This is a genomic window from Neisseria sp. HMSC31F04, assembly GCF_001807735.1.
Classification (GTDB): domain Bacteria; phylum Pseudomonadota; class Gammaproteobacteria; order Burkholderiales; family Neisseriaceae; genus Neisseria; species Neisseria elongata.
Genome location: NZ_KV790811.1, coordinates 1 through 13,877 on the forward strand (window position 1 = coordinate 1; position 13,877 = coordinate 13,877).

Annotated in this window: 12 protein-coding genes; 4 read left to right on the forward strand and 8 right to left on the reverse strand. The window is 55.7% G+C overall.

The window, feature by feature from the left end; all coding sequences use genetic code 11:
- Positions 1–116: 116 nt before the first annotated feature.
- The 4 genes from HMPREF3107_RS07265 to cysT all read right to left on the reverse strand — a co-directional run bounded on the left by HMPREF3107_RS07265 (position 117) and on the right by cysT (position 3,402).
- Complete coding sequence (locus HMPREF3107_RS07265) at positions 117–539, reverse strand: DUF4279 domain-containing protein (protein WP_070454638.1); 423 nt, start codon at positions 537–539, stop codon at positions 117–119.
- Between the two features lie 120 nt (positions 540–659).
- Positions 660–1,730, reverse strand: coding sequence for a sulfate/molybdate ABC transporter ATP-binding protein (locus HMPREF3107_RS07270; RefSeq protein ID WP_070454640.1), 1,071 nt, complete (start codon positions 1,728–1,730; stop codon positions 660–662).
- On the reverse strand, positions 1,727–2,578 hold the full coding sequence (cysW, locus tag HMPREF3107_RS07275; protein ID WP_070454642.1) for a sulfate ABC transporter permease subunit CysW: 852 nt from the start codon (positions 2,576–2,578) through the stop codon (positions 1,727–1,729). The genes HMPREF3107_RS07270 and cysW overlap by 4 nt, the downstream gene beginning before the upstream one ends.
- Positions 2,575–3,402: a sulfate ABC transporter permease subunit CysT gene (gene cysT, locus HMPREF3107_RS07280; RefSeq protein WP_070454691.1), complete on the reverse strand. Its 828-nt coding sequence runs from the start codon at positions 3,400–3,402 to the stop codon at positions 2,575–2,577. Before cysT ends, cysW begins: the two co-directional genes overlap by 4 nt.
- Before the next feature lie 273 nt (positions 3,403–3,675).
- Here cysT and HMPREF3107_RS07285 point away from each other — a divergent pair, with 273 nt between their 5' ends.
- Both HMPREF3107_RS07285 and HMPREF3107_RS07290 read left to right on the forward strand, forming a co-directional pair.
- Positions 3,676–5,061 (forward strand): aldehyde dehydrogenase family protein, encoded by a 1,386-nt coding sequence (locus tag HMPREF3107_RS07285; RefSeq protein ID WP_371327479.1) that lies wholly within the window; start codon positions 3,676–3,678, stop codon positions 5,059–5,061.
- Entirely contained in the window at positions 5,061–5,792 is a 732-nt protein-coding gene (locus tag HMPREF3107_RS07290; RefSeq protein ID WP_003772315.1) for a toxin-antitoxin system YwqK family antitoxin, read from the forward strand. Before HMPREF3107_RS07285 ends, HMPREF3107_RS07290 begins: the two co-directional genes overlap by 1 nt.
- 228 nt (positions 5,793–6,020) lie before the next feature.
- Here the strand turns inward: HMPREF3107_RS07290 and HMPREF3107_RS07295 are convergent, their stop codons facing one another.
- Both HMPREF3107_RS07295 and trmA read right to left on the reverse strand, forming a co-directional pair.
- The gene (locus tag HMPREF3107_RS07295) at positions 6,021–6,938 is read right to left on the reverse strand and encodes a BPSS1780 family membrane protein (protein WP_070454648.1); all 918 of its coding nucleotides are present in this window, start codon (positions 6,936–6,938) and stop codon (positions 6,021–6,023) included.
- Between the two features lie 73 nt (positions 6,939–7,011).
- On the reverse strand, positions 7,012–8,109 hold the full coding sequence (trmA, locus tag HMPREF3107_RS07300; protein WP_070454693.1) for a tRNA (uridine(54)-C5)-methyltransferase TrmA: 1,098 nt from the start codon (positions 8,107–8,109) through the stop codon (positions 7,012–7,014).
- Between the two features lie 161 nt (positions 8,110–8,270).
- Here trmA and HMPREF3107_RS07305 point away from each other — a divergent pair, with 161 nt between their 5' ends.
- Both HMPREF3107_RS07305 and dnaG read left to right on the forward strand, forming a co-directional pair.
- Positions 8,271–8,459: a hypothetical protein gene (locus HMPREF3107_RS07305; RefSeq protein ID WP_070454650.1), complete on the forward strand. Its 189-nt coding sequence runs from the start codon at positions 8,271–8,273 to the stop codon at positions 8,457–8,459.
- On the forward strand, positions 8,456–10,225 hold the full coding sequence (dnaG, locus tag HMPREF3107_RS07310; RefSeq protein ID WP_070454652.1) for a DNA primase: 1,770 nt from the start codon (positions 8,456–8,458) through the stop codon (positions 10,223–10,225). Before HMPREF3107_RS07305 ends, dnaG begins: the two co-directional genes overlap by 4 nt.
- Positions 10,226–10,359: 134 nt before the next feature.
- On the opposite strand, the gene HMPREF3107_RS07315 is transcribed toward dnaG, so the two are convergent.
- Both HMPREF3107_RS07315 and clpB read right to left on the reverse strand, forming a co-directional pair.
- Entirely contained in the window at positions 10,360–11,031 is a 672-nt protein-coding gene (locus tag HMPREF3107_RS07315) for a hypothetical protein (protein ID WP_070454654.1), read from the reverse strand.
- A 176-nt stretch (positions 11,032–11,207) separates the two neighbouring features.
- Positions 11,208–13,781 (reverse strand): ATP-dependent chaperone ClpB, encoded by a 2,574-nt coding sequence (gene clpB, locus HMPREF3107_RS07320; RefSeq protein ID WP_070454657.1) that lies wholly within the window; start codon positions 13,779–13,781, stop codon positions 11,208–11,210.
- Between the last annotated feature and the right edge of the window lie 96 nt (positions 13,782–13,877).

Genomic DNA, 13,877 nt, shown 5'->3' on the forward strand with positions numbered 1-13,877 from the left:
GATTTTGGGGGGATTTTGCAAAGGTCTCAGTGTAGGAAAGAAGCCGTATATTACTTTGAAAAAGCAGCTATTTGCGATGAAGTGCGGCTCGTCGGTATGCAATATTTGTTTTCGGGCTAACTGCGGTATAAATCCAATTCGATGCTTGCGCCGACCGAATGGCAAAACTCGATAACGGTGGGTGAAAAACATAGGGCAGGGGTGGAATCTTGTTCATCGGTGCTGATGGTTAGGACAACCATGAAAATTGCCGACAGGTTATGGATTTTAATCAGTTCTGTTATTTTTTCCTGTAATGGCAATAAAGGAATGATGAGTTCTTCTGCAATTTCTCCCAAACGGAAAACATCGCCATTCCTTAAGAGGGGTGTGCCGTATTTCCAGCTTGAGCATACCGGTATTTTTCCCGGAATGCGGCTGCCCTCACGCACGATTTTAGTGGCCTTTAGGTTGAGGGTGGTACTGATTTTATCGGGATTGAAGCCGTTTCCTGTCAGTGCGAAGTAAATGTAGCATTCGTTTAAATTGGTTGTTTCCATCTATTTGTTGTTTCGGGATAAAGCGGCTGCCTGGCTGATTGTCAATCAGGCCGTCTGAAAAGGAAAGGGGCAGGAACCTTACCTACCTTGTGTTTCAGACGGCCTTTTTGCATCCAATTCCTAGATTGCGTAATCAATCAGTTCGCTTTGACCGAAAACATACACTTGCCGGGGGGAGAGTTTGAGTTCACAGCCGATATGAAGGTTCAGACGGCCTGTTTCCGATGTGGCGAAATCGACATGAACCTGACGGCCTTCTGGCAGGGTAAGTGTCAGGTGGGTGAGCGCGCCGGAAACGTGGATGTTGGCGATTGTGCCCGCCAGCATGGGGTTTTGGGCGTTGGTTTCCCATTCGTGCGGGCGGATGTAGCCGACCGCGTGCTGCTCCTGCCAGCGGTATTGTCGATTCAAAGGCCAGGCAAATTCGCCATAACGCCATTCGCCTTTTTCGATGCAGCCTTCAAAGGCATCGGTGTTGCCTAAGAATTCGGTTACGAAAGCGTTGTTCGGCTGGCGGTAGAGTGTAGCTGCGTTGCCGACCTGTTCGATTTTGCCGTGGTTCATGACGACGATTTGGTCGGAGACTTCCAAGGCTTCTTCCTGGTCGTGCGTGACCAAAATGCTGGTGATGCCCAATTCATGGTGGATGTCGCGCAGCCAGGTACGCAATTCTTTGCGGACTTTGGCATCGAGTGCGCCGAAGGGTTCGTCCAAAAGCAGCAGTTTGGGTTCGACCGCAAGGGCGCGGGCGAGGGCGATGCGTTGGCGTTGGCCGCCCGAAAGCTGGTGCGGATAGGATTTGGCCAAGTGGGGAAGTTGTACCAGTTTCAGCAGTTCTTCGACCTTGCTGCGGATTTGTTTTTCAGACGGCCTTTGACTGCGCGGCAGTACGGTCAGTCCGAAAGCCACGTTGTCGAAAATATTCATGTGGCGGAATAGGGCGTAATGCTGGAAAACGAAGCCGACTTTGCGTTCGCGGACGTGTTTGGCGGTAACGTCCTGTCCGTCAAACAGGATTTTGCCGCCGTCGGCCTTTTCCAATCCGGCGATAATCCGCAGCAGTGTGGTTTTGCCGCAGCCCGAAGGGCCGAGCAGCGAAGTGAGCTTGCCGGTCGGCGCGGTCAGGTTAATGTTTTTCAGGGCGTGGAACGCGCCGAAGTGCTTGTTCAGATTTTCGATGGTGATGCTCATGCTGCTTCCCTTTCGGCGGCGCGGTGTTTTTTCCGTTGGATTTTGGTAAGGATGTCCTGTATCGCCAGCGTGGCGATGGCCAGCAGGGCCAGAATGCTGGATAGGGCGAACGCGCCGACAAAGTTGTATTCGTTGTAGAAGATTTCGACCAAAAGCGGGATGGTGTTGGTTTCGCCGCGTATGTGTCCCGATACCACGCTGACCGCGCCGAACTCGCCCATCGCGCGGGCGTTGGTGAGAATCACGCCGTAGAGCAGCGCCCATTTGATGTTGGGCAGGGTAACGCGCCAAAACATCTGCCAGCCGTTCGCGCCCAAAATCAGCGCGGCCTGTTCTTCGCTGTCGCCCTGCGCCTGCATCAGCGGGATGATTTCGCGCGCGACAAAGGGGAAGGTAACGAACAGCGTTGCCAGAATAATGCCCGGAACGGCGAAAATAATTTGGATGCCGTGCGCTTCCAGCCAGCCGCCCAACGCCGTGTGTGCGCCGAACAATAAGACGAACATCAAACCGGCCACCACGGGTGATACGGAAAATGGCAAATCGAGCAAGGTGGTCAGCAACTGTTTGCCGCGGAAGTCGAAACGAGTTAGCAGCCATGCCATCGCCACGCCCAAAACCGCATTGACGGGGACGACAATCGCGGCGGTTATCAGGGTTAATTTGATTGCCGACAAGGCTTCGGGGTCGGAAAGCGAAGCCAGATACAGCCGCCAGCCGCCCTTCAAGGCTTCGGCAAACACGGCCGCCAGCGGGATGACCAGCATTACGGCAAGAAACAGCAGCGCGATGCCGATAAGCAGCCATTGCAGCGGGCGCGGTTCGGTAATATTCGGATTGGTTTTCATGCTTTCGCTCCGGCGCGTTTGCCCAAAGCCCATTGGGCGATATTGAGCGCAAACAGGATGGAGAAGGAAATCAACAGCATAAACAGCGCGACGGCAGACGCGCCCTGCACGTCATACTGTTCCAGTTTGCCGGTGATAATCAGCGGCAGGATTTCGGATACCATCGGCACATTGCCCGCGATGAAGATGACCGAACCGAATTCGCCCGTCGCGCGCGCGAACATCATGCCCGCACCCGTGAGCAGGGCGGGGGCGATTTCGGGCAGCAGCACGCGGCGGAACGTCGTGAAGCGGTTTGCGCCCAAAGTCGCCGCCGCTTCCTCATATTCGCCCGACAACTCCTCCAACACCGGCTGCACGGCGCGGACGATAAAGGGCAGGCTGACAAACACCAGGGCAATCCAAATGCCCGTTGGCGTGAAGGCGATTTTGAACGGGAAAAACCGCCCCAGCCAGCCGTTGGGCGCGTACAGCGTGGCCAGCGCGATGCCGGTTACCGCCGTGGGCAACGCGAAAGGCAAATCCACCAGCGCGTTCACCAAACCCCTGCCGGGAAATTCATAACGAACCAGCACCCATGCCGTCAGCGTGCCGAAAACGATGTTGGTCAGCATGGCGAAAAACGACATTTTCAGCGTCAGCCACACGGCGGACAGTACGCGCGGCTCGGCGATGGTCTGCCAAAACGAAGAAAAGCCCATGCCGGCGGCGGTAACGGCCATCATGGCAAACGGCAGCACCACCAGCAGCGACAGGCACAGAACGGTAATCCCCAGGCTGATGTTGAAGCCGGGCAGTACGCTGGGAGTCTTTAACAGGCGCATGGTCGGTTGGTTATGGTTAAAAAACAGGCCGACAATGTAATTCAGGCCGTCTGAAAATAAAAAGACTGTGTGGTTGTATGTTAAGACAGAATGGTTATAACTTGGCGGATAGCCGTGCGGCGAGGGGCGCGGCAATCTGCCCGGCCACTTCCGTTTATACCTGTCCCAAGGCAGGCAAATAACCATAAAATATAAACTTTCCGCCATAAACAGCGTATGATTACGCTTTTTCAGACGGCCTCCCCATCAAACAAAAAGGCCGTCTGAAAACAAATGACGACCCAAACCGCCCAACCCCCAAAAACGGAGTTCAGATTGTTCCGCAGCATCCACATCCTGACAGGCGAAACCCTATATGAACGCCCGCCGCAGAGTCAGGCCGAATTTCAGACGGCCTTAAGCGCGCTCCGGCAGCGGCAGCGGCATTTTTCAGCACAGCCCGTTGCCGCGCGCACCGCGCTGCTGTCCGCCTTCGCCCAATGCCTGGATGCCGAGCGTGGCAGGCTGGCGCGCATGGTCAGCGAAGAAGTCGGCCGCTGTCTGACCGAATGCCGCGCCGAACTCGACAAATCGGTCGAACTCATCCGCTACTACACCCGCCTCGCCCCCGAACTGCTGGCGCACAAAACCATCGCCACACAGGCCAGCCTGAGCCAGGTGCGTTTCGAACCTTTGGGCGTGGTGCTGGCCGTCATGCCGTGGAACTACCCTGTTTGGCAGGTGCTGCGTTTTGCCGTCCCCGCCCTGTGCACCGGCAACGCCTGTGCCGTCAAACCCGCGCCAAGCGTCGCCCGCGTCAGCAACGCACTGTTTGAATTGGCCGGGGCAGACATCCCGCTGATGCCGGCATGGTTGAGGCACGCCGACATCCCGCAGGCAATCGCCGATACGGATGCGCTGGCCTTTACCGGTTCGGCCGACACCGGCCGCATACTGGCTGCCGAAGCGGGAGGCCGTCTGAAAAAAACCGTGCTCGAACTGGGCGGCAGCAACGCCTTCATCGTCCTGCCCGATGCCGACTTGCGGCAGGCGGCCAAAGACGCGTGCTATTCCCGTTTCCGCGACGCGGGGCAGTCGTGCAATGCCGCCAAGCGCATCATCGTTACCGAAGCCGTGGCCGAACCCTTCATCCGCCTGTTTCTGGACGAATGCGCCAAACTTCAAACCGGCGATCCGCTCGACGCGCAAACCACGCTCGCTTCGCTGCACCGCGCCGATTTGCGCGAGCGCGTCCATGCCCAAGTGCTTGATGCTGCGGAAAACGGCGCGCAAATCCTGTGCGGCGGCGAAATCCCTGCCGGACAAGGTTGGTTCTATCCCGCCACCGTGCTGGACAAAGTCAATCCCGCCTGCCGCGCCTACTGCGAAGAAGTTTTCGGCCCCGTTGCCGCCATCCTGCGCGCCCGCGATGCCGAACATGCGGTAGAGCTGGCCAACGACAACCCCTACGGCCTGGGCGCGAGCATTTACAGCGCGGATGAAGCGGCTGCCTGGCGTTACGCCGAAAAACTGCACACCGGCGCGGTATACATCAACCGCCACACCAGCAGCGACCTGCGCCTGCCCTTCGGCGGCGTAAAAGCTTCGGGCTACGGGCGCGAACTGTCCGAATTCGGTTTATATGAATTCGTCAACATCAAAACCTATTGGCAGAAATAATGAATAAAACCCTGTTTGCGGCCATGCTTGCCGCTTATGCTTCCGCCGCCTGGGCGGCTCCGCAAAAAATCTACTTCGACCAGCAGGGCAGGCCGACCGACAAACCGGCCGCCATCGCTTATGTGCGCGAATACACCCCGTCGGGCAATCATGCGGCAGTGCAGGATTTTTATTATCCGTCGCGCAAAAAATATTCCGACCCCTACCGCGCGCCGTTGAAGCAAATCCGCCAATTCGTGCCGCAATTGGAAAACGGCACGCTTACCCTGTGGCATTTCAACGGCAAACAGAAAATGTCCGCCCCGTTTCAAAACGGCAAGCCGCACGGCGAATGGACCAACTGGCACAACAACGGCAACAAATCCGCCGTAATGCCGTATAAAAACGGCCAAACGGAAGGGACGGGCGTCCGCTATTACCAAAACGGGCGCAAGGAAAGCGAAATCGAATTCCATAACGACAAAGCCGAAGGCAAATGGCGGCAATGGTATCCCGACGGCAGCCCGAAAAGCGAAGTGCTGATGAAGAACGACCAGCCTGTGGAAATGGTCAGCTGGGACAATCAGGGGCGCATCACCGCCGAACTGAATTTTGCCAACAAAAAACGCAGCGGCTTTACTTTGGAATGGTATGACAACGGCGCGAAAAAATCGGAAACCGTCTATCAGGACGACGAATTGATCAGCCGCACTTTCTGGGATGAGAACGGCTTGATTTCCGACCGTTATTAAACATCAAACTTCGCAACGAGCCGAAAGGCCGTCTGAAAAACTGCTTGGCAGGTTTTCAGACGGCCTTTTCGTATGGCGGGTTAAATGAATTTTCGGGATAAGGCGGCGGGTTGCGGCTTTGCCGTATCACATATGCCGTCTTGCCTTACCGTACTGTTGGCTGATGAATGTTCAAAGGCCGTCTGAAAGCCCGCACAAGCGGTTTTCAGACGGCCTCTGGATTGAGGTTTAACGGCCGTTGCGGCGCAGCGGCGGATCGGTCCAGATGCTGCGGTAGCAGGTGTAATAGGAAAGGTTGGTCAGGCTGGCGAGTACAAAATATATCGGAACAAACAGCAGGAACATGGCGATGGCGGTGCCGACGCCGATATTGCCGCTGCTCATACTGGATACGCCGGCGGACAAAGCAATAATGGCAAAGAAGATGCCGAAGCAAATCAGTCCGATACCTGCCCATGCCAATCCGTTGACCAAAAACGCCCCCAAATTCCTCAGGCAGCCTTTGAAGCTCATCTTCATTGCCTCAAACGGCGGTACGTCGTGCAGGACGACCAGGGCGGGAGAGAAGACAATAGTCATCAGAACGGGGATGATAAACAGCAGCATAATTAAAAACAGCAATACGATCATTAGAACGTCGTTCATAGAGGCATCCCCGCCCACAGCGGCTTGGAAGTCGCTGCCGAAATTGAGGCCGACAAAGGTGGCGAGCAGGATGGCGGCAATGAGCACAATAAATAGGATTGCCGCGATATAGAGCAGGGCCAGGATGGCCAGTTCTTTGAATTTGTATTTGAAGCCGGAAAAGAGGTAGCCGACTTCCAGTTCGCCGCCTTCCTCCAGCGCGTCGCAGGAAAGCATAAAGCCGCCGGTGAAGAATATCGGTAACAGGTTGATGACCATGCTGACACCGGGGATAAACGATCCGACGAACATAATCAGAAACATGATGAAAATCATCAATACCCATGTGCCCGGGCGTTTTTTGAAAATCCGCCAGGCATCGCCTATCCACGCCGCACCTTCGCCGGCAGGAACTTTGCGTGGCTCGGCAAACAGGCGCGGCGGCTGGTTGCCTTGCGGTTGCTGCGGCACGGGTGCGGGGGGCGGTTCGGGTTGGAAAGAAGAGGGTTCGAATTGGTTCATAAATGCTCCGGATGGAAATGAAAAACGGCAGACGGCGGATTTTAACCTATTTTTGCGTTGCCGTTTGCCGTTTTCAGACGGCGGCCTTTTTGTGTAACAGCAGCCCGCTTTCGATGTGGTCGGTAAACGGGAATTGGTCGAATAGGGCGGCGCGTTCCACGGTGTGCGTTTGCAGCAGCGCGTCCAGATTGGCGCGTAAGGTTTCCGGGTTGCAGGAGATGTAGATGATGCGGTCGAAACGCGCCAGCAGTTTTAAGGTGTCGTCGTCCACGCCCGCGCGCGGCGGATCGACGAAGACGGTGGAAAAGCCGTATTCGGCCAAGTCGATTTGCTGTTCCTGCAGGCGGCGGAATTCGCGGCTGCCGTTAAACGCTTCGGTGAATTCTTCTGCCGACAGTCTGGCGATGCGGATGTTGTCCGCGTCGTTTGCCGCGATGTTCCATTGTGCCGCCTGTACCGAGGTTTTGGAAACTTCGGTGGCCAAAACCTGGCGGAAGCGGCTGGAGAGCGGCAGGGTGAAGTTGCCGTTGCCGCAATAGAGTTCGAGCAGATCGCCGTTTGGCGTTTGGGCGCAATCGCATGCCCATTCCAGCATTTTTTCGCATACTGCGGCATTCGGTTGGGTGAAGCCGCCTTCCGTTTGGCGGTAGCGGAAGGTTTCGCCGTTTACCGTCAGCGTTTCGGTAACGAAATCCTGCGCCAGCACCAGTTTCTGCCCCTTGCTGCGGCCGATGATGAATATGCCGAGTTTTTCCTGAAGGGCAAGGGCGGCGTGTTTCCAGCCGTCGTCGAGTTTGCGGTGGTAAATCAGGCTGACCAGCATTTCGCCGCTCAAGGTGCTGAGAAATTCGCATTGGTAGAGGCGGTTTTTCAACAACGGGTCGGCGGACAGTTCGGCCAGTAAAAGCGGCATCAGGCGGTTGATGGCGGTAGATGCGGCGGGGAAATCGGTAAGGCGGATCAGCGAGGCCGTACCCGCTTTTTGCCCGCGCTCGAACATGGCGTAGCTGATGCCGTCGCCTTCGTGCCAAATGCGGAATTCGGCACGCATCCGGTAATGTTGTTCGGGTGAAGGGAAAATCTGCCATTCGGGCATGGGGATGCCGGAAAACAGTCGGCGGAGCAGGGCGGTTTTGTCGTTAAGCTGTTGCAGATAGGCCGGGCTGTGCATCGGGGTTCCAAAAATAGAAAAAAGAAGCGGATTATAGCCGAAGGCCGTCTGAAAAAGGCGGCTGCGTTTTTTCAGACGGCCTTCGGAGCGCGGAAATGGCAATGCGGCGGCTTTTTCGGTATGCTTCGGTTTCCGGCCGCCCGAATTCGAGGAAGTGCGATATGAATCACAAAACCTTTACCATGACGGTGATTTTGACCACCTTTGCCGCCGCTATGTGGTTCGGTTATCTTTTTGTGTCCGACCGTATCGGCGGCGGCAAGTTCTTCCTCTATATGGCGGCGACGATACCCGCGCTGCTGCTGTTCCGCATCTTGTATTCCCTCATCCTCCGCAACCGCCGCCCATGATTCCTTCCGACTTTATCGACGACCTGCTGGCAAAAACCGACATTGTAGACATCATAGACGAACGCGTGCCGTTGAAGAAAAGCGGTGCGAACTACATGGCCTGCTGCCCGTTTCACAAAGAAAAAACGCCGTCGTTTTCCGTCAGCCCGAGCAAACAGTTCTACCACTGCTTCAGCTGCGGCGCGCACGGCAGCGCGATAGGCTTTCTGATGGAACAGCAGGGCATGAGTTTCCCCGATGCTGTCCAATACCTTGCCGACCGCGCAGGCATGACGGTTCCGCACGAAAAAGGGCGCATAGAAGCACCAGAAATCCGTGCCGAACGCAAGAAAAAACAGCAAACGCTGGAAGAAACCTTGCAAGCCTGCGCCGATTTTTACCGCCACCAGCTCCAAATCAACCCGCCCGCACGCCAATACCTCGACGGACGCGGCCTGAATGCCGAAATCATCGGCCATTACGGATTGGGCTACGCACCCGACGGCTGGCAGCCGCTGGCGCAAGTCTTCCAGCCCTATCCCAACAACGCCCTGATGGAATGCGGGCAGGTCATCCATAACGAAGAGCAAAACCGATACTACGACCGTTTCCGCCACCGCATCATGTTTCCCATCCGCGACCAGCAAGGGCGCGTCATCGGCTTCGGCGGCCGCGTTTTGGACGACAGCAAGCCCAAATACCTCAATTCGCCCGACACCCCGCTGTTCGACAAAGGCCGCAACCTCTACGGCCTCTACGAAGCCCGCAACGCCGTGCGCGATGCAGGACGGATACTCGTCGTAGAAGGCTATATGGACGTGGTGGCCTTGGCGCAGTTCGGCATTCCCTACGCCGTCGCCTCACTCGGCACTTCCACCACGGGCGAACACATCAAAATCCTGATGCGGCAGTCCGACGAAATCTATTTTTGCTTCGATGGCGATGCCGCAGGCCGGAAAGCCGCCTGGCGCGCGCTTGAAAATGCCCTGCCGCAGCTCAAAGACGGCAAATCCCTCCATTTCCTCTTCCTGCCGCCCGAACACGACCCCGACAGCTACATCCGCGCCCACGGCAAAACGCAATTTGAAGACGCCCTCATCCACCAGAGCAAACCCCTGTCCGAATATTTCTGGCAGGCACTTTCAGACGGCCTCAACCTGGCGACGCAGGAAGGCAAATCGCGCCTGTTGAAAACCGCCGCACCGCTTCTGGCACAAATTACCGCGCCCGCCCTCGGCTTCCTGCTCAAACAACGGCTGGCCGAACTCGTCGGCATCGACCCCGCAGACCTCGCCGTCCTGCTCGGGCAAGAAACCCCGCCGCGCCGCGTACAGGCCAAAAGCTACAAACTGCCGCGCGAAACCCGCCGCCAGCCGGCCATGCTGACCCTCGCGCAACGCCAAATCCGCAGCCTGCTGTCCAATCCCGCCTGGGCGGTTCACGTCCGCCTGCCCGAATACGTCGTCCTCGAAGGCGATACCGCCTGCCTGGCGAACATCGCCGACTTCATCCTCTCCGGCAGCACCCCGCCCGACCATGCGCGCATTTGGGAACACTTCCGCGGCACCGACACCGGCAATGTCTTGCAACAGATTTATCAAGCCGGCGGTTTGGATGACGGCGAAGACGGTGGTGAAGAAAACGAAACCGCCTTTTCAGACGGCATGGGAAAACTGATCAAAGAATTCCGCCATGCGCAACTCGAAGCACTGAAAAGAAAAACCGTCGAAGGCGGCCTCAACGACGCAGAAAAAAAACTTCTCCTGAGCCTGTTGGCGGAAAAATAAACAAAGGCCGTCTGAAAACCCCGTTGCAGGATTTTCAGACGGCCTCTAAATTGAGCCTGACTGTCTGAGCGGCAAACCTTGACTATGCACTACCGTATAAGCACCGCCGTTCAAAAGGCACGACTACTTAACGATTAACGTTTTTTAAAGCTTTTCAAAGAACCGTCTTTGTTAAACTCAAACTCGTATTCCGCGCGGTCGGTTGAGAGATTGCTGGTATACCATTTGGTTTTGCCTGTCGGCACAAACAAAGAGTAGTAAACATGATCCAACTCCGCACCTTCCGCGTTCACTTCTTTGGCTTTTTCGTTGAAAACCTGAGTGATTTTCGCAATATCGGCAAACTTGATTTCAGCCAACGGGAACACATTGTCTTTCATATTGCCGCCGCCGGAAATGCGGACCGGCTGCGGTTCGCTCCATTTGCCGTCTTCAAATTCATAGTGGTCGATATTGTCCGGATTATTGGGGTCTTGGATTTCCGCAATGATGCGCGGACGCTCGCCACCATAGAAATGGATATTTTGGAAAATGTTAACCGGTTTTCCGCCGAATTGCGGCAGGGCTTTCAACGCATCTTCTGCAGCTTGCAGGGCAGCGGCGTCAGCCAGGAAATTACCTGAAGAAACCACGGGTTTGGCTTCTTCAGCCTGTTTGTCGGCAGGTGCGGGAGTGCCTGCCGTATTGCCTGAGGCGGTTTGTGTGGGGGCGTCAGGTGCCGGTGCGGATGCCTGTTTGTCTTTGTTTCCGCAAGCGGTTAAACCCAATGCGGCAGCCGTTACTAGGGCAAGCCATTTCATTTTCATTTGTTTGTCCTAACTTTAAAAATATGCGACAGTGCATACGGAGTATATTATAACGAAGGACTAAAGCGTTTGCCGAATGTTTTGTATCGAGATTATTTAATTGCAATGGGAAGAGGCCGTCTGAAAACCCCGTTGCGGGATTTTCAGACGGCCTCTTATTTCACACTACGCTCAAATCAAGCAAACACCAGCTTGCCGCCCTCTTCTTTCACATGAATCGTGCTGTCGGGCGCGTATTTGCTTTCGAGCAGGGCTTTGGCCAGCGGGTTTTCGATTTCCGACTGGATGGCGCGTTTGAGCGGTCGTGCGCCGTACACGGGGTCGAAACCGGCTTTGGCAATCAAATCCAAGGCGGCATCGTCCACTTTCAGGTGCAGGTGCTGCGCTTCCAAGCGTTTTTCCAAGCCTTTGAGCTGGATTTTCGCGATGTTGCGGATATTCTCCTGATTCAGTCCGTGGAACACGACCACTTCGTCGATACGGTTGATCATTTCGGGACGGAAGTAGGATTTCACTTCTTCCATCACCGCTTCTTTCACGGCTTCGTAATCCTGCGTGCCCATTTGTTGGATGTGCTGGCTGCCGATGTTGGAAGTCATGACTATAACAGTGTTTCTAAAGTCCACTGTACGGCCTTGTCCGTCGGTCAAACGACCGTCATCCAATACTTGCAGCAGGATGTTGAACACGTCGGGATGGGCTTTTTCCACTTCGTCCAAAAGAATCACGCTGTACGGTTTGCGGCGGACTTGTTCGGTCAGGTAGCCGCCTTCTTCGTAGCCGACATAGCCTGGAGGCGCGCCAATCAGGCGGGCGACGGCGTGTTTCTCCATGTATTCGGACATGTCGATACGGATGAGATGGTCTTCGCTGTCGAACAGGAAGCCTGCCAAAGCTTTGCACAACTCGGTTTTACCCACGCCGGTCGGGCCTAGGAACAGGAAGCTGCCGTAGGGTTTGTTCGGATCGGCAAGACCGGAGCGGCTGCGGCGGATGGCATCGGACACGGCACGCACGGCTTCGTCTTGACCGACCACTCGGCGGTGCAATACTTCTTCCATTTTCAGCAGCTTGTCTCGTTCGCCTTCCATCATTTTGGACACGGGGATGCCGGTCATGCGCGATACGATTTCGGCCACTTCGTCCGCGCCGACTTCGGTGCGGAAAAGTTTGTTTTGCTTTTTGCCGTCGGTGTTGCTTTCCGCCGCCTGCAACTGTGCGCCCAATTTCGGCAACTCGCCGTATTCGAGTTCGGACGCGCGGGCGAAGTCGCCTTGGCGTTTGGCCTGCTCGATTTTGACTTTGATGTCGTCCATCTGTTTCTTGATATCGGCGGTGCTAGAAGAGGCGGCTTTTTCGGCTTTCCAGATTTCGTCCAAATCAGCGTATTCTTTTTGCAAGCCGTCGATTTCTTCGTCTATCAACTCCAAACGTTTTTTGCTGGCGTCGTCGCTTTCTTTGGCAACGTGCATTTTTTCCATTTTGAGCTGGATGATGCGGCGGTCGAGTTTGTCCATCTGCTCGGGTTTGCTGTCCAACTCCATTTTGATGCGGCTGGCGGCTTCGTCAATCAAATCAATCGCTTTGTCGGGCAGGAAGCGGTCGGTGATGTAGCGGTCGCTCAATTCCGCGGCGGCAACGATGGCGGGGTCGGTGATGTCGATGCCGTGGTGGATTTCGTAACGCTCCTGCAAACCGCGCAGGATGGCGATGGTGTCTTCCACGCTGGGTTCGCCGACCAATACTTTTTGGAAGCGGCGTTCGAGTGCCGCGTCTTTTTCGATGTATTGGCGGTATTCGTCCAAGGTGGTCGCGCCGATGCAGTGCAGTTCGCCGCGCGCCAAAGCCGGTTTCAACATATTGCCCGCATCCATCGCGCCGTCGGTTTTGCCTGCGCCGACCAAAGTATGGATTTCATCGATGAAAATCAGGGTGTTGCCGTCGTCTTTCGCCAAATCGTTCAACACGCCTTTCAAGCGTTCTTCAAATTCGCCGCGGTATTTCGCGCCAGCAATCAATGCCGCCAAATCCAAAACCAGCAGGCGTTTGTTGCGCAGGGATTCAGGCACTTCGCCATTGACGATGCGTTGCGCCAAGCCTTCGACGATGGCGGTTTTACCCACACCCGGTTCACCAATCAGTACGGGGTTGTTTTTAGTGCGGCGTTGCAGCACCTGAATCGCGCGACGGATTTCGTCGTCGCGGCCGATAACAGGGTCGAGTTTGCCGTCGCGGGCGCGCTGGGTCAGGTCGAGCGTGTATTTTTTCAGAGCATCTCGTTGGTCTTCGGCATTGGCATCGTTCACGTTTTGTCCTCCGCGTACCGCGTCGATCGCGGCGTTGATGTTTTGTTCGGTCGCGCCGGCTTCTTTCAGGATTTTGCCGGTCGCATCGTTCTGCTGCACCAAGGCGAGCAGGAAAAGTTCGCTGGCAATATAGGCATCGCCGCGTTTGGTTGCGGCTTTGTCCATCAGGTTCAACACCGCCTGCAATTCGCGGCTGGGCGTAATGTCGCCGCCCTGGCCGGATACTTTCGGCAGGCTGTTTAAATGCTGCTGCAAACGCTGTTTCACCTGCGGCACGTTCACGCCCGCATGAGCCAAGAGCGCGGCGGCCCCGCTGTTTTGGTCGTCAAGCAGGGCTTTCAGCACAAAGCCTGCTTCCAGATAGCTGCTGTCCGCAGCCAACGCCAAACTCTGAGCTTCTGCAAGGGCTTGTTGGAATTTGGCGGTTAATTTGTCGAATCTCATAATGACTCCCTGTCGGTTTAGTTTCTCATAACGGGCTATATAGAGCCGCTTGTGGATAAGTCAATAGTTAAGATAGGTAAACTGTGGATAAGTAGG